Below are 23,659 nucleotides of genomic sequence, written 5' to 3'. Positions count from 1 at the left end.
TGGGCGTTTGCCGCGACCGGGACGAAAGCCGGGCACTCTATCGGAACGCGCCCGCGAAACGTTACCGAAATGGTCCGGCGACTTTCCGCAACCGGACGAGCATCCTTTGCTCGCGATTAATCGGGATTGCTTCCGACGCGCAGTCGGGAATGCTGCTCCGATCGGCCGGATTGCACGTCCGGCCGCCGGTTTCCGCACACCGGAAAAGCACGCCGGACGGCGACGGCACAATTGCCCTCGCGCGGAACGGCGGCGGGCGGAATGAGCGGCAGACGGGTTCTGGTGGCCGGGGCCGGACTGGCCGGTTCGCTCGCCGCGATCCACTTCGCGCAGCTCGGGCACCGGGTGGAGATCCACGAACGCCGCCCGGATCCGCGCGGCGCCGGCGCGGGCGGCGGGCGATCGATCAACCTCGGCCTTTCCCAGCGCGGGATCCGGGCGCTGGACCAGGTCGGGCTGCTCGACCCGGTGCTGGCCGCGGCCGCCCCGATGCGCGGGCGGGTGATCCACCAGCGCGACGGCGAGCTGGATTTCCAGCCCTACGGCAGCCACGAGGACCAGATCCTGCGCTCCGTGCTGCGCGACGACCTCAACCGCATCCTGCTCGCCAAAGCGCTGGAATACCCGAACGTCAGCGCCCGTTTCGGCGTCACCCTCACCGATCTCGACCGCGGCTCGGCGGCCGAGGAACCGGTCTGCACGTTCGACAGCGCCAGTGGTCCATACCATGCTTCCGCCGATCTCGTCGTCGGCGCGGACGGCGCGTTCTCGGCCGTGCGCACCCGGCTGCTGCGCGGCCTCCCCGCCGACTTCCGGCAGCGCGTCCTGCCCTGGGGCTACAAGGAGTTCGCGATCGCCGCCGGCCCGTCCGGCGACGTGCGCAGCAGCCCGGACGCACTGCACGTCTGGCCGGGCGACGACGGGCTGATCGTCGCGCACCCCAACGTCAACGGTTCGCTCACCGCGACCGTGTTCCTCCCGCTGTCCGGCGAGCAGAGCTTCGCCACGCTCACCACCGAAGATTCGGTGCGCGCGCTCTTCGACACCCGGTTCCCGGACGTGCGCCGGCTGGTGCCCGACATCGTCGAGCAGTTCCTCTCGCACCCGACCGGACATCTCGTGACCGTCCGGAGTTCGCCGTGGCAGCACGAGGGCCGCGTCGTGCTGATCGGCGACGCCGCGCACGCCGTGTACCCCTTCTACGGCCAAGGCATGAACTCGGCGCTGGAGGACTGTGCGGTGCTGCGCGAATGCCTCGCGAACGACGACTGGGCCGAAGCGCTCCGCGCCTTCGAACGCCGCCGCAAACCGCACACCGATGTGCTCGCGGACCTCTCCGAGGAGAACTTCGACGAACTGCGCAGCCGGGTGGCCTCGCCGCTGTTCCTGGCCCGCAAGAAGGCGGATCTGGTGCTCAGCCGCGTCTTCCCGAAACGCTGGATGCCGCTCTACACCATGGTTTCGCACACCACGATCCCGTACGCGGACGCCCTGCGCCGCGCCCGGCGCCAGCACGCCGCGCTGGCCTGGGGCAGCGGCGCCGCGGCGCTCGCCCTCGCCCTGACCGGCGGCGCGCTCGCCCGCGGGAAGGCCGCCGGACCGCACTCGCCTGGAGACCGAAGCTGATGCTCATCCATCCGACCGATCCCGGCCGCGTCCTGGTGGAGCGGCACGACCTCGACCCGCTCGCGCTGCCCGAACGCCTGCTGCGGTACGAAATCCACCTGCGGGCGATCTTCGACTGGGGCCGCGGCTACCTGTCCGGCCCGCATCCGGACCTCGGCCGCGCCGGCAACGTGTGCCCGTTCGCGCAGCCGTCGCTCGAGCGCGGCCGGTTCTACCTCGCCGTCGAACCGGGCGTCCCGGCCGCCGGCCCTCGGCTCACCGCGACCCTGCACAGCTACCGCGACTGGTTCCTCGAACTCGCGCCGCGCGGGCATCCGGGCGCGCAGCTGACCACGATCCTGCTGCTGTTCCCGGACGCGCCGCCGGACGACCGCTCCGGCGTGGTCGACACCGTGCAGCACGCGCTGAAATCGGAGTACGTCGCCGAAGGCCTGATGATCGGCGAGTTCCACAACGGGCCGCCGGACAAGGGCGGACTGTGGAACCCCGCGTTCCGCCCGCTGCGCAGCCCGGTGCCGATGCTGGTCGTGCGGCACATGGTGCCCACCGACTACCCGTTCCTGCGCGCCGACCCGGACCAGGCGCGCGCGTACCTGCGGCTGTTCGGCGACCAGGTGCCGGTCCAGCTGCGCGAACTGGTCGAGCACGACCGGCTCGCCCGCGAGCTGGACGAGACCGAGGCCGACCAGGCCGGAATCGGGGCGCCGTGAACGTCTTCCCGTGCTCGCCCGGACAGGAACGGCTGTGGTTCCTCGACCGGCTCGACCCCGGTTCGCCGGTCTACCACGTGCCCACCGTGCTGCGGCTTTCCGGACCGCTCGACGTCGACGCACTGCGCCGAGCCTTCGCCACGATCTCGGCCCGGCACGCCGCGCTGCGCACGATTTTCCGCGAACGCGACGGCGTTCCGGAGCAGGTCGTCACCAAGAACGGCTTTGCCTTCTCCGTCCGCGCGGTGAGTGACTCGATCGAGCAGACGGCCGCGGCGGAAATCCGCACCCCGTTCGACCTGACCGCCGGGCCGCTCGCCCGGGTCCTGCTCCTGCGCCAGGCCGAGGACCAGCACGTTCTGGTCCTTACGCTGCACCATGCCATCGCCGACGGCTGGTCGGTCTCGCTGCTGCTCGACGAACTGGCCGAGAGCTACCGCGCCGAGCTGTCCGGCACGGAACCGGACCTGCCGCCGCTCCCGATGCAGTACACGGATTTCGTGCGCTGGCAACGAGAACACCTCGACGGTCCGGAGGGCGTCGAGCTGCTGCAGGAATGGTCAGACCGGCTGCGCGGCGCACCAGAGCTGATCACGCTGCCGACCGACCGCCCCCGGCCTGCGACGGCGAGCTACGAAGGCGGCATCCACGAGTTCCGCTTCCCGCCCGAACTCACCGAGGCAGTGCGCGCGCTCGCGGATGCTTCTGGCGCAACGGTTTTCATGACCGTACTGGCCGCCTACCACGCGTTGCTCGCCCGGTACAGCGGTCAGGACGACGTGGTGGTCGGCACGGTCGTCGGCCAACGTTCGCAGGTCGAGACCGAGCGGCTGATCGGCTTCTTCGTCAACACCGTCCCGGTCCGAATCTCGACCGCCGACGACCCGACCTTCGCCGAACTGCTCCTCGACGTCTGCGACACGCTGGTCGACGCGCTCGGCGGGGCAGAAATCCCGTTCGAGCGCGTGGTCGAAGCCGTCCGCCCCGAACGCAGCCTCGGACATTCGCCGATCTACCAGGTCGGCTTCAACGGGCACGGCGACGGCTCGCTGCCACAACTGTCCGGGCTGACGGTCACGGACTTCGCCGGCCCGCACACCGGCACCGCGAAGCTCGACCTGATGCTCGGCGTCCGCGACGAAGGCGACTGCCTGCACGGCTACCTCGAGTACCGCACCGACCTGTTCGACGAAGCCAGCATTGTCCGCTTCGCCGAGCACCTGTGCACCTTCCTGACCTCCGTCACCGCCGACCCGGAGCAACAGATCGGCGCGGTCTCCCTGCTGGACAGCGCACAACGCCGCGCGGCTCTGGACAGCGGCCTCACGCGCCCGTTGCCCGCCACGACCGCGCTGGACCTGATCGCGCCGCACGTCCGCGACCGAGGTTCCGCACCCGCGATCGCCGGTTCGCTGACCTACCGCGAACTGGACGCCCGGGCGAACCGGCTCGCGCACGCCCTGCGCCGCCGCGGAGTCGGCCCGGACGTCCCGGTCGGGCTCTGCGTCCGCCGCTCCGCCGAGATGGTGGTGGCGCTGCTGGCGATCTGGAAGGCCGGCGGCGCGTACGTGCCCCTCGATCCGGAATGGCCGCTCGAACGGCACGCCTACGTCATCGCAGAGGCGGGCATCCGGATCGCCGTCGTCGATCGCGAAACCGCCGGTCGGCTGCCCCGGTTCGAGACCTCGCTGGACGTCGACCTCGACTACGCGGAACCGGACACCGCCCCGGACGTGGTATCCGACCCGGCCGATCTGGCATACCTCATCTACACCTCCGGCTCGACCGGTCGGCCCAAGGGCGTCGCGGTGCCGCACCGCGGCGTGGTCAACCTGCTCACCGCATTCGCGGACCGGCTCGGCGTGACCGAGAACGACGTCTGGGCGTCGGTCACCACGCTGGCGTTCGACATGTCGGTGCGGGAACTGCTGATCCCGCTGATCCGCGGCGGCACGGTCGCCGTGCTCAGCACCGAAGACTCCGCCGAGCCGGTCGTGCTGGCGCGGCGGCTGGCGGAATGCGGCGCGACGATCCTGCAGGCCACGCCCACGCGCTGGCGGATGCTGCTGGCGTCCGGCGGCGTGCCCGCGAACGTCCGGGAACGGCTGTGCGGCGGCGAGGCGCTCGACCGGGAACTCGTCGACGCGCTGTCCGACGGCCGGGTCTGGAACCTCTACGGCCCCACGGAAGTCACGATGATCGTCTCGGCGGGCACCGTCCGCTCGGACGCCCCGGTGGTGCCGCTGGGCCAGCCGTTGCCGAACACCCGGCTGCACGTCCTGGACGCCGGGCTGAACCCGGTCCCGCCGGGGGTCGCGGGCGAGATCTTCGTCGGCGGCGCGGGCATCAGCCGGGGGTACCACCGGCGTCCCGGCCTGACCGCCGAACGTTTCCTGCCCGATCCGTTCGCCGCCGACGGGAGCCGGCTCTACGCCACCGGCGACCTCGCGCGCCGCCGCGCCGACGGGACGCTGGAGTTCCTCGGCCGCACCGATCACCAGGTGAAAATCCGCGGTCTGCGCATCGAACTCGGCGAGATCGAAGCCCGGCTGCGCGCCGATCCGCAGGTCTCCGACGCCGTCGTGCTGGCCCGCTCCGCCGGTCCGGACGACGTGCGGCTGGTCGCTTATGCGGTCGCCGAAGAAACCGAATGGGCGCCGCTGCGCGACCGGCTTTCCGCGCAGCTGCCCGCGTACCTGGTCCCGCAGACCGCCGTGTTCCTGCCCGCGCTGCCGCTGACCAAGAACGGCAAGACCGACCGGTCCGCGCTGCCGGAACCCGTCTGGGAATCCCGGGAAATCGACCGGGTCGCCCCGCGCGACGCCGTCGAACGCGAACTGGCCGGGCTGTGGCGGGAGGTGCTGGCAGTCGAGGACCTCGGGGTGCACGACGATTTCTTCCACCTCGGCGGCCATTCGCTGCTCGCCGCGCGGCTGCTGGCGAAGGTGCGCGAGCACTTCCAGTCCGACGTCGGCCTGCGGACGCTGTTCGCCGCTCGCACGATCGCTGCCTTCGCCGCGGCGCTGCGGGCCGCCGAGTCCAGCCCCGGGGCCACCGACGAGATCGCGGACCTGCGGGAACGGATCGCCGCGCTGCCCGACGACGAGGTTCTCGCCCTGCTCCACGCCGATTCCCCTCCAGGAGCGCATCGATGACGCAACCCGAGCGAGAGCGGCTGTTCCGGCTGCTGGCCGCACGCGACGGCCTCGGCGCCGCGTCCGGTTCGATCCCCCGCCGGACCGGCGACGCCCCCGTCCCGCTGCTGCCCGCGCAACGGCAGCTGTGGTTCCTGGACCGGCTCGGCGCGCGCGACGGCGTCTACACGATCTCCCAGTCTTGGCGGCTCACCGGCGCACTCGACGTCGCGGCGCTGCGCCGGGCGCTCGCCGCGGTCGTCGATCGGCACGAGGCGCTGCGGAGCGGGTTCGCCGAATCCGACGGCGAGCCGGTGCAGATTCCCGCGCTTCCCGGAACCGCACCGGACCTGTCCTATGTAGACCTTCGCGCTACGCCGTCTTCGGCGGATTCGGTCCTGGCCGCCGAACGAGCCCGCCCGTTCGATTTGACTCAACCGCCCCTGGTCCGCGGCCTGCTGGTCGCCGTGGCCGACGACGTGCACCTGTTCGTGCTGACCCTGCACCACATCATCGCCGACGCCGCGTCCGTCGGGATCCTCTTGCGCGAGCTGTCCGCGCTCTATCCGGCGAACGCTCCGGCCCTGCCCGAACCGCCTGTGCGCTACGGCGATTACGCGGCCTGGCAGACGGCCAAACCGCTCGAAGCAGGCGAGCGGTACTGGCGCGAGCAGCTCCACGACGCCCCGGCGCTGCTGGAACTGCCGACCGACCGGCCGCGTCCGCCCGCCGAATCCTTCCGCGGCAACGGCCATTCCTTCCACCTGCCCGCCGCTGATCTCACCGCCTTCTGCCACCGGCACGGCGTCACCGCCAACACCGTGCTGCTAACCGCGTACGTGCTGCTGCTGGCCCGGCATGCCGGTCAGGACGACGTCGTGGTCGGCATGCCGATGCGCGACGAGACCGTGCCGGGGATCGAGCAGTGCGTCGGGATGTTCGCCAACACCGTCGCCGTCCGGACCCGGCTGACCGGCGATCCGACGGTCGCTGAGATGCTCGCGCAGGTGCAGGACGCCTGCCTCGGCGCGCTGGAGCACCAGAGCTATCCGTGGGAACGGGTGGCGCAGGACCTGCGGCCGGCCCGCGATCTCAGCCACAATCCGGTGTTCCAGGTGATGTTCGTGCTCAACTCCGCCGGTGCTGGACTCGACCTGCCCGGCGTCCGCGCGGACTGGCTCGACCTCCCGGTCACCACCGCGCGCTTCGACCTGACCCTGGCGCTGGCCACCACCCCCGACGGGATCGAGGGACGGCTCGACTACGCCACCGACCTGTTCGACGCCGCCACCGTCGCGCGATTCGCCGACCAGTACGAACACCTGCTGCGAGCCATGCTCGCCGATCCGGACGCCCCAGTGTCCACAGTGGACGCCCTGCCTGCCGCGGATCGGATCCGGCTGCGGAACGGCGGGCACGCGGCCGCACCGGCGGTCTCCGACGGCACCCTGGTCACCACGCTGATCACGCGCCAGGCCGAGCGGACTCCGGACGCCATCGCCGTAGAGGACGACGGCCTGCTCACCTACGCGGAACTCGTCTCCCGCGCCCGGCGTATCGCCGGAGCCTTGCACGCCTCCGGAATCCGGCGCGGCGACGTCGTCGCACTCGCCTTGCCTGCCGGAGCTGAGGCGACCACCGGCCTGCTCGGCGTGCTCCTGGCGGGTGCCGCGTACCTGCCGCTCGACCCCGGGCACCCGCCCGCGCGACTGGCCGAACTCCTGTCCGACGCGTCCCCGGCCGCCCTGATCGCCCACCACGACCTGGCGTTCGACGGCCCGGTGCTGCGCACCGACGATCTCCCCGCCGGCGACCCGCCCGAGATCGACCTCAGCCCGGACGATCTGGCGTACGTCATCTACACCTCCGGCTCGACCGGAGCCGCGAAACCGGTCGCCGTATGCCACGGCGCACTCGCCGAACTGGCCGATTCGTTTCGCCGGCTGCACGGATTCGGCCCCGGCGAACGCGTGCTGATGATCCCGCCGCTGACCTTCGACGCCGCCGCGGGCGACCTCTTCCCCGCGCTGGTCTCCGGCGCGACCGTCCTGCCCTGGCGCGACCCGGCGTCGCTTACCGGCCCCGGGCTCGTCCGGCTCTGCCGCGACCGCGGGATCACCATGGTCGACACCGCGTCCGCGCTCTGGCAGAAGTGGGTTGCCGAACTGGCAGCGGAAAATACGCCGTTCGACTGTCCACTGCGGACGATGATGGTCGGCGGCGAAGCGGTCCCGGCCACCGCCGTGCGGACGTGGGCCGCCCGCACCGGCGGCCGCGTCGAACTGCACAACCACTACGGCCCCACCGAAGCGACCGTCTGCGCGACCAGCTACCGCACCGTCGACGCCGCGGAACTCGACGGCCGGGTGCAGCTGCCGATCGGCACGCCGCTCCCCCACGCCCGCGTCTACGTCGTCGACGACCGGCTGCGTCCGGTGCTTCCGGGTGCCCCGGGCGAGCTGTGCATCGGCGGCGACGCACCCGCAAGGGGCTACCGGGACCGGCCCGGCGCCACCGCGGAGAAGTTCGTCCCGGACCCGTTCTCGCCGGTGCCCGGCGCGCGGATGTACCGGACCGGCGACCTCGCCCGCCTCGACGCCGAGGGACGGCTGGAATTCCTCGGCCGGGTCGACCGGCAGCTGAAGGTCCGCGGCCACCGCATCGAACCGGCCGAGGTCGAAGCCGCCTGCCGGCGCCACGCCGGCGTCCGGGACGTCCTGGTCACCGCCCGCGCGGACCGGTTGGTCGCCTACCTCGTCGGAGACGCCGACCCGGTGTCGGTCCGCTCCGCACTCCGCGCCGCCTTGCCCGGCTACCTGGTCCCGGACGCCTTCGCGGTGCTCCCGGAGCTGCCGCTGAACGCCCACGGGAAGGTCGACCACCGTGCGCTGCCCGAACCAGCCGCCCCCGCGACTGCCTTCGCCGAACCCGAAGGCGAACTGGAACAACGGCTGGCCGCGATCTGGGCCTCGGTGCTGGACGTGGACCGCATCGGCCGCGACGACGACTTCTTCCTGCGCGGCGGGCATTCCCTGCTGGCCGGGACACTGATGGCGAAGGTGCGAGCGGAACTGGACGTCGAGGTCCCGGTGCGCACCCTCTTCGAAGCCAGCACCCTGGCCGCCTTCGCCGACGCCGTCCGCGCCCCCGGGTATCGCGAGGACGACCGTCTCGCCGAAGTCCTCGCGGACGCCGTGCTGCCCGCCGACATCGACCCGCGCTGCACCCCCGCGCAGGCCGAGGCCGCGATCCAGCGCGCGATGGCCCCGCGGACCGCCCTGCTGACCGGCGCTTCCGGCTTCCTCGGGCCGCACCTGCTCGCCGACTTGCTGCGCCACAGCGACGTCGTGGTGCGCTGCCTGGTCCGAGCCGCCGACGCCGTCGAAGGGGCCGCCCGGATCGAGCAAGTGCTGCGCGACCACCTGCTGTGGGACGACAGCTTCCGTCCCCGCATCATCGCCGTTCCCGGCGACCTCGGCGCTCCTCGGCTGGGTTTGTCCGCGGCTCAGCTGTACGCGCTCGCCGCCGACCTCGACGTCATCTTCCATTGCGGCGGCGAAGCGAACTTCCTGCGCCCGTACGCGCAACTGCGGCCCGGCAACGTCCTCGGCACCGTCGAGTTGCTGCGGCTCGCCTGCCGGGGCGGCGGAACCCCGGTGCACCTCGTGTCGTCGCTGGGCGTCTACCCGCTGGACCGCGAGGCGGTGATCACCGAGGACGTCCCGCCCGACGATCCCGCCGGGTTGGATCGCGGCTACGAACTGAGCAAATGGGCCGCCGACCGGCTGGCCCGGGCCGCGCGCGAACGCGGCCTGCCGGTGACCGTGCACCGTCCGGCGCGGGTCACCGGGCACAGCCGGACCGGCATCGGCCCGCTCGGCGACCGGTTCGCGAACCTGTTGCGCTGCCTGGTCCTGCTCGGCTCCGCACCAGAGGAGGACTTCGACCTCGAGGAAGACATGGCCCCGGTCGACCACGTGGCCGCCGCCATCGGCCACCTTTCGCGACGGCGCACCGGCTACGGCTGCGATTTCCACTTCCACAACCAGCGCACGATGCGGTTCGGCGAGGTGGTCGCCGGATTGCGCGAGTTCGGCTACCCGATCGACGCGATCCCGTTCGACGCTTGGCACACCGCCCTGGCCGCGGCGGCGGTTGAAACGGCAGACCCGGCACTCAGCGCGATCACGGCGATGGTCGAACGGACGTCCTCGCCCCGGCGCACGGTCTTCGACTGCTCGCACACCGAGGTCGTGGTCGCGGCGGGCGGGCTGGTCTGTCCGCCCGCGGATCGCGTGCTGCTGCAACGGTATCTGGCGCACTACGTCCACATCGGACACCTGCCCGCGCCCTCCGCCGCGGGCACCCGAAAGGAGCACCGTTGACCACCATGGGAACACGGGGATTCGTCCTCCTCTGGTCAGCCCAACTGGTCTCGATCGTCGGCTCCGCGCTCACCGGGTTCGTCCTCGGCGTCTGGACCTACGAACGATCCGGCTCAGCCACCCAATTCGCCCTGATCATGCTCTCCGGCGCGATCCCCGCACTGCTCATCGCACCGTTCGCGGGAGCACTGGCCGACCGGCTGCACCGCCGACGGCTCCTGATCGGCGCGGACTGCGTCGCGCTCGTTTCGGTCGGCGCGCTGGCCTTGCTGATCGACGCGGACCAGCTGCAGACCTGGCACGTGTACGTCGTGACCGCGCTGACCGCGATGTGCGGGACCCTGCAGCAGGTCACGTTCAGCGCGATGATTCCCCTGCTGGTGCCGAAGCAGCACCTCAGCCGGGCGAACGGGCTGTCGCAGGTGGTGTTCAGCGCGCAGATCGCCGCGCCGGTCGTCGCCGGGACGCTGCTCGCGCTCACCGGCCTGCGCGGGGTCGTCCTGATCGACCTCGTGACGTTCGCCGCGTCGCTGCTGGTCGTCGCGCTGGTCCCGCTGCCCCGCGCCGCCGTGCGCACCGCCGCCCCCGAGCCCGGCGCTCCCTCGATCTGGCGGCAGGTGCCCGCTGGCTGGGCCGAACTGCGCCGTCGCCCCGGGCTGACCGGACTGCTCGGCGTCCTCGCCGGGTTCTACTTCTGCTTCGGCATCGCCGGAACGCTCGTCCGCCCGCTGGTGCTGTCGTTCGCCAGCCCCGCCGGACTCGGCTTCCAGGTGTTCGCGGGCGGCTGCGGGCTGTTCGCCGGAAGCCTGGTGATGGGCGTCTGGGGAGGGCCGAAGAAGCGGATGCGCGGGATCGCCGCGTTCATGGCGTTCGGCGGGATCGCGCTGGCGGTGCATTCGCTGGCGCCGTCGCTGGCGCTGGTGATCGCGATCGGGCCGTTCTTCCTGTTCACGCTGCCCGTGATCACCGGGACCGCGCAAACCGTGCTGCAGAGCAAGGTCGACCCGGCGAACCTCGGCAAGGTCATGGCGACCTCGCGGGCGGTGTCGCAGGCCGCGAGCCCGGTCGCGTACCTCGTCGCCGGCCCGCTCGCCGACGGCGTGTTCGAACCGCTCATGCGCCCGGGCGGTGCGCTGGCCGGTTCGGTCGGACACCTGATCGGCACCGGCCCCGGCCGCGGCATGGCGCTGATGTTTTTGCTGGCCGGACTGCTGCTGGTCGTCCTGGGCGCTCTCGCCGCCCGCCCTTCGCTGCGGCGCGTCGAGGATCTGCCGGATCTGCTCGAAGAACCCGAACCGGAACCCGCCGCGGTGGCGACGAGCCGAGAGGAGAAGGCACAATGACGACCCTCGAACGGACCATCCCGGTGCGCGTCCTCGCCGCCGACCCGTTCCTGCGCGCCGGACTCGAAAGCGCGCTCCGCGGCTGCGCGGAATTCACCGGGTCCGACGGCGGAGTCGCGGTCCTGGCGGTCGACGAGGTCGACGACGCGGCCGTCTCCGCGATCCGGGCCGCCAAGGAACGCAACGCCGCCGTTCTCCTGGTGACCGGCAAAGTCGACGCGGTCACCGCCGCCCGCGCGATCGAGGCGGGCGCGTGCGGGGTGCTGCGCCGGGAACAGGCCTGCGAGCAGACGCTCGTTTCCGCGGTCCGCGCAGCGGCGACCGGCCACGGCACGATGCCGCCGGACCTGCTGAGCGACCTGTTCGACGCCCGGCACGCAGCACCTCCCGCGCCGACGCTGGACGCCCGGGAACGCGACGTCCTCCGCATGGTCGCCGACGGCCACGAGACCGCCGAGATCGCCTCCGCACTGGCGTATTCGGCCCGCACGGTGACGACGATCGTGCACGACATCACGCACCGGCTGCGGTTGCGGAATCGCGCGCATGCGGTGGCGTTTGCGTTGCGGCAGGGGCTTATTTAGGGAGTGCGGTGGGACCCCGGCCCGACGGGGTTTTCGGACGCGGGATCCGGCGATCCAGATTTCGCAGTGAGCATGGGCGAGCAGTGCTGGGCGGGTCCGCAGCCGGAGGTCCAGCATCGTTCGCCCGTGCGCCGAGGGAACTTGGCGCTGCTACGGGAGCCGCGCGCGCAATTCTCGACTCGGACGCAGAGACACACCCCGTCCAGGGCCTTTGCCGGAACTGGACGATCCTCGGCGGCCGCGCGGACCATTTGGCGCGGCGAATCGGCCTAGATCAAGCCGTTCCGCACCGCGTACGCCGCCGCGTGGGCGCGGTTACGCACTCCCAGCCGGGCCATCAGGTCGTACAGCGCGTTTTTCACCGTGTGTTCCGACCAGCCGAGTTCGGCCGCGATCTCGCTGTTGCTGTACCCCTCGGCGACGAGCCGCAGCACCCGCAGCTCGCGTTCGCCGAGCTGCGGCCGGTATGCCGCCTCGCCGTCCACGCGTCCAGTGTAGGAGATCCGCTCATCCCGGCAGCTCCGAACCGCGCGTCGACGGGGCGGCCGCGACCGTCCGCACGACCTGCGCGAACCGGTCGGCCATCGTCTTCGCCGCGGCTTCGGTGAACAACGCGCGGTCGTAATGCAGCGTCCCGGCCACGCCGTCGGGATGCTCGCGCACCGTCACCAGCACGTCGAACGGATTCCCGCCCTGTCCGGCCCGCCACGGCTCGGCACGCACGCCCTCGAGCCGGAGCCGGTCGGCGAGCGAGCCGAGCGACTGGAACGCCACCTGCGCCACCGGATTCCGGCTCAGATCGCGCGGCGGCCGCAGCGCCGCCACGACCTGGTCGAACGGGACGTCCTGATGCCGGAACCCGCCGAGCACCGCCTCGCGGACCGCGGCCAGCACCTCCGGATACGCCGGATCGCCCGGAACCCGCACGCGCAACGCCAGCGTGTTCACGAACAGCCCGATCAGGTCCTCCGCCTCGACCGACGGCCGGTTGCCCGCGAACGTGCCGACCACGAGATCGTCCCGCCCTGTCACGCGGCGCAAATCGAGGACGAACGCGGCGAGCAATGCCATGAACCCGGTCGCGCCCGCCTCTGTCGCCACAGTTTCCAGCGCCGCGATGTCCTGCCGCGGCAGAGAAAACTCGACCGTGCCTTCCAGCTGCGCTTGCCGAGCCGGTCGCGGGAGGCTGTCCGGGAGTTCGAGCGCCGGCGGCGCACCCGCCAACGTCGACTTCCAATACTCGAGACCGGCCTCGTCCGGTGTGTGCGCGGCTGCGGCCAGCTCCGGCAGCTCGGCCCCTCGCCCGGCGTAGCATTCGGCGAGGTCGCGCCAGAAGATCTCCATCGAGGTGTCGTCGGCGATGATGTGGTGGATCACCGCGAGCAGCGTGAACCGCCCAGGCTCGCCGCGGATCACCGTGCACCGCAGCAGCGGCCCGCGCGCGAGGTCGAACGGCCGCTCAAGTTCCGCGTCGACGACCTCCTCCGCCGACCCGTCCACCACTGTCAACGGAATCTCCGCCTCGGCGGACACGCTGATTTCCGGTTCTCCGCGACGGCTTCGGAAGGTCGTCCGCAAGGTCTCGTGTCGCTGGACTACCTCGGTCAACGCGCGCCGCAACGCCTCGATGTCCAGCTCGGCGGTGCACCGATAGGCCTCGTACATGGTGTAAGTCGAGGACGGTCCGGACAGTTGATCAAGAAACCACATCCGGTGCTGCGCCGCCGAAATCGCCCTTGGTCCATTGTGGATTTCCGGGGCCTGCGGAGCCGCCGCGACCACTTCGGCCAGCTCCGCGACAGTCGGCGCGGTGAACAAATCCGCGACGGACACCTGCCGTCCGGTGCGGCGGGACACCCGGGCGCAGATCCGGGTAGCGGCCAGCGAACGGCCGCCGAGTTCGAGGAACGGGTCGTGGACGCCGACCGGCCGCACCCCGAGTGCGTCTGCCCAGATCTCGGCGAGCTCCGCCTCGGTCGCGTTCCGGGGTCCGACGTAGCCGACGGCCAGCGCGGGACGCGCACCATCCGGCGCGGGCAGCGCGTTGCGGTCGATCTTGCCGCTGGGCGTGAGCGGCAGCGCGGCCAGCGACATCCATGCCGACGGCACCATCGGCTCCGGCAACGTGCGGGCCAGATGCGCCCGCAGCTCGGACGTCGAGGGCACTGACCCTGCTCGGTACACGCAGTAGGCGACCAGCCGATCGTCCCGCACCGCAGCAGCCGCCGCGGCGATCGCCGGATGAGAGTGCAGCGCCGCCTCGACCTCGCCGAGTTCTATGCGGTTGCCGTGGAGCTTGACCTGATGGTCGAACCGGCCGAGGTACTCGAACGCGCCGTCCTCGCGCTGCCGCGCCCGGTCTCCCGTGCGGTACAGCCGCTCCCCCGGCGTCTCCGCGAACGGATTGGGCACGAACTTCTCGGCCGTCAGCGCCGGGCGGTTCAGGTAACCGCGCGCCAACTGGATCCCGGCGATGGTCAACTCGCCGTCCACGAGGTGGATGCGGGTGTTCGCGATGGGATATCCGATGGTGACGGGTTCCCCTGGCAGGCAGCGGGTCGCCGTGACGTCGACTGACGCTTCGGTCGGCCCGTAAAGATTATGCAGCTCCGCGTCGATCACGCGGTGGAAGCGTTCCGCCAGCTCGTCCGGGAGCGCCTCGCCGCTGCACAGGACCCGGCGCAGCGGCAGCTTCGGCACCGGTCCGGACAGGAACGCCCGGAGCATCGACGGCACGAAGTGGACCGTCGTGATCCCCTGCGCCAGGACTTCGGTGAGATAGGCCGGATCGCGGTGCCCACCCGGCCGAGCCATCACGAGTGTCGCGCCGGCGGACAGCGTCCAGAAGAACTCCCAGACCGAGACGTCGAAGCCGAACGGAGTCTTCTGCAGTACGCGATCTTCCGGTGTCAGGCCGTATTCGTCCTGCATCCACCGGAGCCGATTCACGATCCCGCGATGCTCGATGACGACGCCCTTGGGCTTGCCGGTCGACCCCGAGGTGTAAATCACGTACGCCGCGTTCTCCGGCCGCACCATGACATCCACCGGTTCGCAAGGTTCGCGGAGATCCGTCAGATCGCCGGGCTCGATCACCGTCGTGGTGCCCGAATCCTCGACCATGAACCGGAGCCGGTCCTCGGGATAATCCGGATCCAGGGGCAGATACGCGGCTCCCGCCTTGAGGATCCCGATCAGCGCGACCACCATCTCCAGGCCGCGCTCGAGCCGAACCCCCACGACCGACTCCGGCCCCGCCCCTCGCGCGCGCAGCCGGTGCGCCGCCTGATTCGACAGCTCGTCCAACTCGGCATAGGACACTTCCCGACCGTCGGCAACGACCGCGATTCCTCCGGTGGCTGTTCCTTCGGCCAGGAGATCCAGCAGTGTCTCGCTCATGCGTCCTCGCTCACTGGCCGCACCGCCGCACGCGGGCGGATCGTCGCCCGCACAACCGGTTGCGAACCAAGCCCCGGATACCCCGCCACCGCGGCCGCGCTCTCGACCGTCGGGTGGTCAAGCAACGCCCGCACCGGCACGCACGCATCCCAGCCCTCACCAGCGGCCAGCACACCCAGCGACACCCCGCTCACTGGTGCACCATCCTTGTGTCGGTAGCCGTGAGGTTGCCGATGCACCCGAGGTGCTGCCGGGTTATCGCCCCGCTCGCTTGACGCGTTCGACGTCCAGCATGAGTTCCGCGGGACCCGGCAGTTCCCGGGGCGTGCCGACCGTCGACAGGGCTGTGCGCCACCGAGCGCCGATCAGTGAGCGAAGCGGCAGACACGCCCTGGCACCAGAACAAGGGTGCCTCCCCACTGGGATCAGCAGCGAGGAGGCTGTCATGAAGTCTGCCCCGTCCACTCTGCCCGAGGAACCACCCAACAGCGTGACCAGCGGCATCGACTGGGCTCGCGACGATCACGCCGTCGCGGTTGTCGATGGCCGTGGCCGCCTGGTGGCCCGTGAGACGGTCGAGCACAGCAACACCGGTCTGCGCACTCTGCTCGGCCTGCTCGCCGAGCACGGCGCCGCCGAGGTCGCGATCGAACGTCCCGACGGACCAGTCATCGACGCGCTGCTCGAGGCCGGCCTGACCGTCGTGGTGATCAGCCCGAACCAGGTCAAGAACCTGCGCGGCCGATACGGCTCGGCCGGCAACAAGGACGACCGGTTCGACGCGTTCGTCCTGGCCGACACCCTGCGCACCGACCGCGTCCGGCTGCGGCCGCTGACCCCCGACGACGAGACCACCCTCGCCCTGCGACGCGCCTGCCGCGCCCGCAAGGACCTCGTCGCCCACCGCGTGGGCCTGGCCAACCAGCTGCGTGAACATCTCAAACGCGTATTCCCCGGCGCCGTCGCGCTGTTCGCCGACATCGACAGCCCGATCAGCCTGGCGTTCCTGACCCGCTTCGACTGCCAAGACCGCGCCGACTGGCTCAGTCCCCGCCGCCTGGCCGCCTGGCTGGCCAGCGCCGGCTACTGCGGCCGCGTCGACCCCGCCGTGCTGCACCAGCGCCTGACCGCCGCACCCCGCGGCGCGGCCGGTGACCACGGCACCGCCGAAGCCCGCATCACCCGCGCCCTGCTCGCCGTGCTGACCAGCCTGGTCCAGCAAATCAAAACCATCTCCGCACAAATCGCCGAGCAGCTCGCGCTGCACGCCGACGCGCACATCTTCACCAGCCTGCCCCGCGCCGGCCAGGTCCGCGCAGCCCGCCTGCTCGCCGAGATCGGCGACTGCCGCGCCCGCTTCCCCACCCCCGAATCGCTTGCCTGCCTGGCCGGCGTCGCACCCTCGACCCGACAATCCGGCAAGATCCGCGCCGTCGGTTTCCGCTGGGCCTGCGACAAACAACTCCGCGACGCCGTCACCGATTTCGCCGGCGACTCCCGCCGCGCCAACCCCTGGGCCGCCGACCTCTACAACCGAGCCCGAGCCCGCGGCCACGACCACCCCCACGCCGTCCGCATCCTCGCCCGCGCCTGGCTCTACATCATCTGGCACTGCTGGCAGAACAACACCACCTACAACCCCGCCAACCACAGAGCACTCCAACGCCTGATCAAAGATCAACAACAGGCGCCTTGACACAGGGCTACTCATGCGTCCTCACCCACCGACCGCACCACCGCACGCGGACGAATCCTCGCCCGCACACTCGGCTGCGAACCAAGCCCCGGATACCCCGCCACCGCGGCCGCGCTCTCGACCGTCGGGTGGTCAAGCAACGCCCGCACCGGCACGCACGCTTCCCAGCCCTCACCGGCGGCCAGCACATCCAGCGACACCCCGCTCATGCGTCCTCACTCACCGACCGCACCACCGCACGCGGACGAATCCTCGCCCGCACACTCGGCTGCGAACCAAGCCGCGGATAGCCCGCCACCGCAGATGCGAGGCTCGCGACCGTTGGGTGATCGAACAACGCCCGCACCGGGACGTCCGCGTTCAGGGCCGTGCGCAGGCGGACGGCGATCCGGGTGGCGGCTACGGAATGCCCGCCTAGGTCGAAGAAATCGTCGTCAGCGCTGATCCGCTCCGCGCTCAGGACCTCCGCCCACACCCCGGCGACCAGTTCCTCCACCGGACCGCGCGGGGCGACGTACGCGCGTTCGCGCACCATCGGTTCCGGCGCGGGCAGTGCGGCCCGGTCGAGTTTTCCGGCGGGCGTGCGCGGCAGTTCCGGGAGCAGGACGAAGCCGCTGGGGACCAGGTAGTCCGGGAGGACCCCGGAGAGTCCTTTTCGGACGTCCGCAATGGACAGTTCCCCAGCTGCGACGACGTAGGCGGTCAGCTCCAGGCCGTCCGCAGACGGGGTCGGCTGGACGGCGGCGTCCCGGATCCGCGGGTCCGCCCGCAGCGCGGCTTCGACCTCGCCCGGTTCGACGCGGTGTCCGCGCACCTTCACCTGGTCGTCGGCCCGCCCGAGGATCTCCACCGCGCCGTCCAAGCGGCGCCGTGCCAGGTCGCCGGTGCGGTAGAGCCGTCCGCCTGGGCGGGGGCCGTGCGGGTCCGGCGCGAAGCGGTCCGCGGTCAGGCCCGGACGCCCGGCGTAGCCGCGGGCGAGGCCGTCCCCGCCGATCCACACCTCGCCGACCACTCCGAGCGGAACCGGTTCGAGGTCGTCGCCGAGCAGGTAGACGTCGGTGTTCGCCACCGGTTCCCAGGCGACGACCGCGTCCCCGTCCAACTCGGCGACGGTCGACCAGACCGTCGTTTCGGTCGGGCCGTAGAGATCCCACAGCCGCGCCCCGCCCGCCGTGAGCCGCCGCGCCAGGTCGTCCGGCAGCTTCTCGCCGCCCGCGAACACGGTCAGCTCAGCAGGCGGAGTCCACCCCGAATCGACCAGCAGCCGCAAGCCCGACGGCGTCGCCTGCACGACCGACGGCGCGCTCCGTCCGATCAACGCGGCCTGCCGCTGTGGATCAACGCACTCCTCGGCAGTCGCGACGATCACCTGACCGCCCACCAGCAGCGGCAGATACAGCTCCAGCGCGGAGATGTCGAACGAAACCGTCGTCAACGCGAGCACCGCGGCACCCGGCGCGACACCGGGCCGTTCCCGCATGGACAGCAGGAAGTTCGCCAGCGCAGCGTGCCCGATCTGGACGCCCTTGGGCTTGCCCGTGGAGCCAGACGTGTAGATGACGTACGCGAGTTCATCGCCGTGAGGCCGAGGCGCGGGAACGTCCGCCGGGCAGGCCGCGACCGCCGCCGCGTCCCGGTCGAGCAGCACCGCCGAACAGCCGGTCCCCTCCAGCAACCCCACCAGCGACTCTTCGCTGAGCACCACCTCCACTCCTGAATCAGCCAGTACGTAACCGACCCGCTTGGCCGGATAGCGCGGATCGATCGGCAGGTACGCGGCACCCGCCCGATGCACGGCGAGCAACGCGACGAGCAGGTCCGGACCTCGATCGAGCAGCACCCCGACGAGCGCCCCGCGCCGCACACCTTGTTCCTTCAGATACCGCGCCAGCTTAACGACCCGCACCGACAATTCTTGATAAGTCCGCGTCACCTCGCCGCACCGCAGGGCCGGCGCGTCCGGATGTTCCGCCGCGGCGGCCTCGAACAACTCCGGCAGCATCCGGCCGGCCCGCTCGGTCCGCGACGGGTTCCGCAGCAGCAAAGCCCGATCGGGCGCGGGCAGGCCGCACCGCCGCGGACCGGAAGCCGGAGCGGCCACGATCCGCTCCAGAACGTGGCGATAAAGCCGCGCAAGGAACTCAAGATGCGCAGCGGCGATCCGGTAAGTGAACGCCTCCAGCACAAACGCCCCGGGAACCGTCGAGACCGACAAGCCGAACTCGTTGGGCGTGCTGTCCGCCACCTCGGCGAGGTCGACCAGCGCGTCCGCGAGCACGTGCATGTCCGTGTGGTTGAAGAAAACATCCACGAGCGGAGCCTGCCCGCCCCACGCCGCCTGCATCGCCGGCAGCGGGAAATGCCGGTGCGGCCACATCCCGGTCTCCTCCGCGAACACCGCGCGCGCCAGCTCCGGCCAGTCCCGCGCGTCCGCTGGCGAACCGAACGGCACGGTGTTCAGGAACATGCCGCGAACCTGGTCGCCACCAGCGCGTTCGAGCCTGCTGTTGGTCACCACCCCGGTATGAAAGGGCCGATCGTGCCCGGCGACCGTACGCAGCACGGTGAGATGTGCGGCCAGCAGCAGGCTCTTCAGCGGTACCCCGGCCGACGAAGCCACCGCCCGCAACCGGGAAGTCAAGTCGGAGAAGGGCACCCGCACCGTGCGGTAAACCCCGTCGTCCTCGCCTGCCCAGCCCGAAGGCACGGCGAACCGCTCGGCCGCGTTCACCCGGCCCGCCCAGAACTCTCGGTCCACAGTGGACTCCAGCGATTCTCGTTCCCGGGCGACGGTGTCCGCGAACCGGACCGGCGGCGGTTCGACCGGCTCCGCCGCACCCGCCCGGTAGTCCTCGATCAGTTCGGCGACCAGCGAATTCTGGCTCCAGCCGTCGAGAATCGCGTGCACATAGCTGAACGACAGCCGCCATTCCCGGTCGGCGAGCCAGTGGACGTGCAGCCGCAGAAGACAAGGACGGAGCAAGTCGAAACCGCGCGAACGGTCCTCCGCCGGGTACCGCCGCACCCGCTCGGCCTGCTCATCGGTGGGCAACGCGCGCAGATCGTCGCAGGTCACCTCCAGCACGGCGGTCTCGTGCACCCGCTGCAACGGCGGGTCCGCGGCGAAGTCGATGGAAGTACGCAGGATTTCGTGCCGCTCGACCAGCCGGTTCGCCGCCTGCTGCAGTGCGTCCAGGCGGAACTCCTCGTGCACCGGGTAGCCGAGATGGTTCAGGTAGAGGCCGCGGTCGGCCCCGGCGAGCATCTCGTGCACCATGCCCGCCTGCGCGAGCGACAGCGGGTAGGCGTCGAGCACGTCGTCCGGCAACGTTTCGCGCTGCCCGGCGGCAAGCTGCGCGAACGGTTCGACTGCCTCGATCGTTGCCGCTGGACCGCCCAGCCCAGCCGCGAAATCGGCCACGCGCTGCCGACGGAAAAGGTCCGCGACGCTCGCCTCGATGCCCTCCGCGTTCAGCAGTCCCACCGCGCGGATTGCTCGCAGAGAATCGCCGCCCAGTGCGAAAAAGCTGTCCTCCGCTCCGACTCGGTCGACACCGGTCGCGGCCGCGAACGCACGGGCCACCGCGGCCTCCGCCGGGGTGCGCGGCGCGACGTAACCATGGCTCGTGCGCGCACCGTCCGGTGCGGGCAAAGCGTTGCGGTCGATCTTGCCGCTGGCGGTCAACGGCAACGCGTCGAGCGCCAGCCACGCCGACGGCAGCATCGGCTCCGGCAGCGTGCGCGCCAGCTGCGCGCGCAGTTCGGCCGGGTCGGGAGTGTGGCCGGGCTCGGCGACGAAATAGCCGACCAGCCGGTCGTCGCGCACCGCGGCCGCCGCCGCGCGCACGCCGGGATGGGCCAGCAGGGTCGCCTCGACCTCGCCGAGTTCGATCCGGTTGCCGTGGATTTTGACCTGGTGGTCGAGCCGCCCGCGGTACTCGATCCGGCCGTCGGGCAGCCGCCGGGCGAGGTCGCCGGTGCGGTAGAGCCGGTCGCCGGGCTGGCGCGCGAACGGGTCCGGAACGAATTTCTCGGCGGTCAGCGCGGGCCGGTTCAGATAACCGCGCGCCAGCTGGACCCCGGCGATGACCAGCTCGCCCGGCACCCCGACCGGCATCTCGCGCAGCTCGGCGTCCACGATGTACACCCGGGTGTTCGCGATCGCCCGGCCGATCGTGACGGTCTCCCCCGGCAGGCACCGGGTCGCGGTGACGTCGACGGACGCCTCGGTCGGCCCGTAGAGGTTATGCAGCTCTGCGTCGAGCACGCGGTGGAACCGTTGCGCCAGCTCGTCCGGGAGCGCCTCGCCGCTGCACAGGACCCGGCGCAGCGAGGGCACCGGCCCGGACAGGAACGCGCGCAGCATCGACGGTACAAAGTGGACGGTCGTGATCCCCTGGTTCAGGACTTCGGCGAGATAGGTCGGATCGCGGTGTCCGCCCGGCCGAGCCATGACCAGGGTCGCACCGGTGGAGAGCGTCCAGAAGAACTCCCAGACCGACACGTCGAAACCGAACGGAGTTTTCTGCAAAACGCGGTCTTCCGGCGTCAGGCCGTATTCCGCTTGCATCCATCGGAGCCGATTCACGATCCCGCGATGCTCGACCACCACACCCTTCGGCCTGCCCGTGGATCCCGACGTATAGATCACGTACGCCGCGTTCTCCGGCCGCACCACGACATCCACCGCATGCCGCGGTTTGTCCAGCCCAGTGAGGTCGCCCGGCTCGATCACGAGATCAGCACCGGAATCCTCGACCATGAACCGAAGCCGGTCCTCGGGATAATCCGGATCCAACGGCAAGTACGCCGCCCCTGCCTTGAGAATCCCGAGAAGCGCGACCACCATCTCCAACCCGCGCTCCAGCCGAACCCCCACCACTGATTCGACGCCCGCGCCCCGCGCCCGAAGCCAATGCGCCGCCTGGTTCGACAGCTCGTCCAACTCCACATAGGACACTTCGCGGCCACCAGCGACGACCGCGATTCCGCCAGCGGCGACGCCCTCGGCGATGAGCGACAGCAAAGTCCCGGGCTCAAAGGAGACGTCAGTGTCGTTCCACCGCGCCAATTCGATCTTCTCCGCAGCGTTCAGCCAAGGAAGCTCCGCCAGGCGCGCGTGAGGGTTCGCGACAATCCCCCGCAGCAGTTCGGTGAAATGCCTGCCGATCCGCTCCACAGTGGATCGGTCGAACAACGCGACCGGATACTCCAGCACGCCGTCCAGGGCGCCGTCCGGCCGCTCGGTCAGCTCCAGCGTCAGGTCGAATTTCGCACTGTGCCAAGGAGAATGGATCTGTTCGCCGCGCAGTCCGGCTGCGGCGAACCCGGCGTCAGCGGTATTCTGCAATACGAGCATGGCTTGGAAGAGCGGGTTGCGGGACAGATCGCGTTCCGGTGCCAGCTCGTCGGCCAGCCGCTCGAACGGCGCGTCCTGATTGGAGTACGCGTCGAGGGTGTCTCGGCGGACGCTGTCGAGGAAGTCCCCGAACGACCACGCGCCGTCCACTTCGGCCCGCATCACCAGAGTATTCAGGAACAGCCCGATCAAATCCTGTGCCTCGGCCCGCGTGCGTCCGGCGACCGGCGTGCCGACCGTGATATCCGCTTGCCCCGAATACCGGCTCAGCAGAATCTGATACGCGGCCAGCAGCACCATGAACGTGGTCGCGCGATGCGCCCGGCCCAGCGCGGCGACGGCGGCCCCGAGTTCGGAGTCCACAGTGAATCGCAGGATGTCCCCACGCGGATCGTGCACCGGCGGGCGCGGACGGTCGGTCGGGAGGGTCAGCGGGACGACTCTATCGAGGCGGCGGCGCCAGAACTCGACTTGTTCCGTCACCCGCTCGCTGGCCGCGTGCTTCCGTTGCCAGGACGCGAAATCGGCATATTGAACCGGCAGGTGAGGCGGCGTCTTCCCGCCGTACAGCGCCTGCAGTTCGCGCGCGACGACGGACGTCGACCATCCGTCGTACGCGATGTGGTGCACGACCAGCAGCAACACGTGCTCGTCCTCGGACTGGCGCAGCACCCGAACCCGCAACGGCCGGTCCTGCGCCAGATCGAAGGGCACCGAGGCTACTTCCCGCGTGACCGCCTCGACCTCCTCCGCGGCGACGTCCTGGACCGTCAGATCGACCTCGGGTTCGCCGACGACCTGTTCCGGCACGCCGTCGCGTTCGACGTAGGTGGTGCGCAGGATTTCGTGCCGCTCCACGATCGTCTGCCAGCATGTCCGCAGCCGGTCGACGTCCAGCGGGCCGCGCAGCCGCCACGCCGCGGTGACCACATACTCGGTGCCGCCGGGCCGGAGCCGGTCCAGCACCCAGACCCGCTGCTGCGCCGGGGAAAGCGGCAACGGGCGGCTGCGGTCGGCCCGGATCGCCGAAGCGGTACGGGCCGAGGCCGGGTTCGCGGTCAGATAGCGCTCCAGCAGCTCGGCGCGCCGGGACTGTTCGGTGGTCATCGCTCCCCCTGCGGGTCGTTCGGCGGGCACACGCGGCGGGCAGACTCGGCGGCTAGGCCTGAGCGTCCGCCCGCATCCGCTCGCGCAGGCTCTTCGGCCGCATGTCCGTCCACACCTCGTCGATGTGGTCGAGGCATTCCTGCTTCGGCCCGCGCTTCCCCTCGTACCGCCAGCCCGCCGGCAGGTCGCGGCCGACCAGCCAGATCGAGTACTGCTCCTCGTCGTTGAGCACGACGCCGTAGGTGCGTTCGTCCTCGCTCATCCGGGTCCTCCTCGTCCACGCGCCGGGCACACCCGTCCCGTCGCGAGCCGAGCC

General features: G+C 71.0%; 13 protein-coding genes. 7 read left to right on the top strand and 6 right to left on the bottom strand.

The genetic code is table 11. From position 1 onward, the window contains the following. Positions 1-126 precede the first annotated feature (126 nt). From SSMG_RS15945 to SSMG_RS15920, 6 genes are read left to right on the top strand one after another with little or no spacing between them, the layout of a single operon-like run. The gene (locus SSMG_RS15945; RefSeq protein WP_353611758.1) at positions 127-1,626 is read left to right on the top strand and encodes an NAD(P)/FAD-dependent oxidoreductase; all 1,500 of its coding nucleotides are present in this window, start codon (positions 127-129) and stop codon (positions 1,624-1,626) included. Continuing rightward, positions 1,626-2,336, top strand: a complete 711-nt coding sequence (locus SSMG_RS15940; RefSeq protein WP_009077464.1) for a DUF6875 domain-containing protein — start codon at positions 1,626-1,628, stop codon at positions 2,334-2,336. The genes SSMG_RS15945 and SSMG_RS15940 overlap by 1 nt, the downstream gene beginning before the upstream one ends. Beyond that, positions 2,333-5,491 carry a non-ribosomal peptide synthetase gene (locus SSMG_RS15935; RefSeq protein ID WP_009077463.1) on the top strand — a complete coding sequence of 1,053 codons (3,159 nt, stop codon included), beginning with the start codon at positions 2,333-2,335 and terminating at the stop codon, positions 5,489-5,491. The genes SSMG_RS15940 and SSMG_RS15935 overlap by 4 nt, the downstream gene beginning before the upstream one ends. Further along, entirely contained in the window at positions 5,488-9,855 is a 4,368-nt protein-coding gene (locus tag SSMG_RS15930; protein ID WP_009077461.1) for a non-ribosomal peptide synthetase, read from the top strand. Before SSMG_RS15935 ends, SSMG_RS15930 begins: the two co-directional genes overlap by 4 nt. Positions 9,856-9,860: 5 nt before the next feature. Then, positions 9,861-11,198 carry an MFS transporter gene (locus SSMG_RS15925; RefSeq protein WP_009077459.1) on the top strand — a complete coding sequence of 446 codons (1,338 nt, stop codon included), beginning with the start codon at positions 9,861-9,863 and terminating at the stop codon, positions 11,196-11,198. After that, positions 11,195-11,782 carry a response regulator transcription factor gene (locus SSMG_RS15920; RefSeq protein WP_009077458.1) on the top strand — a complete coding sequence of 196 codons (588 nt, stop codon included), beginning with the start codon at positions 11,195-11,197 and terminating at the stop codon, positions 11,780-11,782. Before SSMG_RS15925 ends, SSMG_RS15920 begins: the two co-directional genes overlap by 4 nt. A gap of 269 nt (positions 11,783-12,051) precedes the next feature. On the opposite strand, the gene SSMG_RS46950 is transcribed toward SSMG_RS15920, so the two are convergent. Genes SSMG_RS46950 through SSMG_RS43460 form a run of 3 tightly spaced genes read right to left on the bottom strand, consistent with a single transcriptional unit; the run spans position 12,052 to position 15,375 of the window. Beyond that, a complete protein-coding gene (locus SSMG_RS46950) occupies positions 12,052-12,267 on the bottom strand; it encodes a response regulator transcription factor (RefSeq protein ID WP_009077456.1) in 216 nt (71 codons plus the stop codon). Between the two features lie 22 nt (positions 12,268-12,289). After that, positions 12,290-15,181, bottom strand: a complete 2,892-nt coding sequence (locus tag SSMG_RS15910) for a non-ribosomal peptide synthetase (RefSeq protein WP_009077454.1) — start codon at positions 15,179-15,181, stop codon at positions 12,290-12,292. Beyond that, the gene (locus SSMG_RS43460) at positions 15,178-15,375 is read right to left on the bottom strand and encodes a hypothetical protein (RefSeq protein ID WP_009077452.1); all 198 of its coding nucleotides are present in this window, start codon (positions 15,373-15,375) and stop codon (positions 15,178-15,180) included. Before SSMG_RS43460 ends, SSMG_RS15910 begins: the two co-directional genes overlap by 4 nt. Before the next feature lie 296 nt (positions 15,376-15,671). Between SSMG_RS43460 and SSMG_RS15905 the strand changes: the two genes are divergently transcribed. Next, entirely contained in the window at positions 15,672-16,877 is a 1,206-nt protein-coding gene (locus tag SSMG_RS15905; RefSeq protein ID WP_234392833.1) for an IS110 family transposase, read from the top strand. Positions 16,878-16,888: 11 nt separating this feature from the next. Here the strand turns inward: SSMG_RS15905 and SSMG_RS15900 are convergent, their stop codons facing one another. Genes SSMG_RS15900 through SSMG_RS15890 form a run of 3 tightly spaced genes read right to left on the bottom strand, consistent with a single transcriptional unit; the run spans position 16,889 to position 23,605 of the window. Further along, a complete protein-coding gene (locus SSMG_RS15900) occupies positions 16,889-17,086 on the bottom strand; it encodes a hypothetical protein (RefSeq protein ID WP_009077449.1) in 198 nt (65 codons plus the stop codon). Beyond that, positions 17,083-23,343 carry a non-ribosomal peptide synthetase gene (locus SSMG_RS15895; RefSeq protein ID WP_050788198.1) on the bottom strand — a complete coding sequence of 2,087 codons (6,261 nt, stop codon included), beginning with the start codon at positions 23,341-23,343 and terminating at the stop codon, positions 17,083-17,085. Before SSMG_RS15895 ends, SSMG_RS15900 begins: the two co-directional genes overlap by 4 nt. 52 nt (positions 23,344-23,395) lie before the next feature. Then, a complete protein-coding gene (locus SSMG_RS15890; protein WP_037713814.1) occupies positions 23,396-23,605 on the bottom strand; it encodes an MbtH family NRPS accessory protein in 210 nt (69 codons plus the stop codon). Positions 23,606-23,659: the final 54 nt, after the last annotated feature.

The organism is Streptomyces sp. AA4 (assembly GCF_000158875.1).
Lineage (GTDB): Bacteria > Actinomycetota > Actinomycetes > Mycobacteriales > Pseudonocardiaceae > Amycolatopsis.
This window is presented reverse-complemented; position numbering and strand designations above follow the sequence as displayed.

Excerpts from the sequence above, each read along its gene's own strand:
- SSMG_RS15925 (WP_009077459.1), top strand. The coding sequence starts at position 9,861 with ATGGGAACACGGGGATTCGTCCTCCTCTGGTCAGCCCAACTGGTCTCG.
- SSMG_RS15920 (WP_009077458.1), top strand. The coding sequence starts at position 11,195 with ATGACGACCCTCGAACGGACCATCCCGGTGCGCGTCCTCGCCGCCGAC.
- SSMG_RS15895 (WP_050788198.1), bottom strand. The coding sequence starts at position 23,343 with ATGACCACCGAACAGTCCCGGCGCGCCGAGCTGCTGGAGCGCTATCTG.
- SSMG_RS15930 (WP_009077461.1), top strand. The coding sequence starts at position 5,488 with ATGACGCAACCCGAGCGAGAGCGGCTGTTCCGGCTGCTGGCCGCACGC.
- SSMG_RS15910 (WP_009077454.1), bottom strand. The coding sequence starts at position 15,181 with ATGAGCGAGACACTGCTGGATCTCCTGGCCGAAGGAACAGCCACCGGA.
- SSMG_RS15890 (WP_037713814.1), bottom strand. The coding sequence starts at position 23,605 with ATGAGCGAGGACGAACGCACCTACGGCGTCGTGCTCAACGACGAGGAG.
- SSMG_RS15940 (WP_009077464.1), top strand. The coding sequence starts at position 1,626 with ATGCTCATCCATCCGACCGATCCCGGCCGCGTCCTGGTGGAGCGGCAC.
- SSMG_RS15900 (WP_009077449.1), bottom strand. The coding sequence starts at position 17,086 with ATGAGCGGGGTGTCGCTGGATGTGCTGGCCGCCGGTGAGGGCTGGGAA.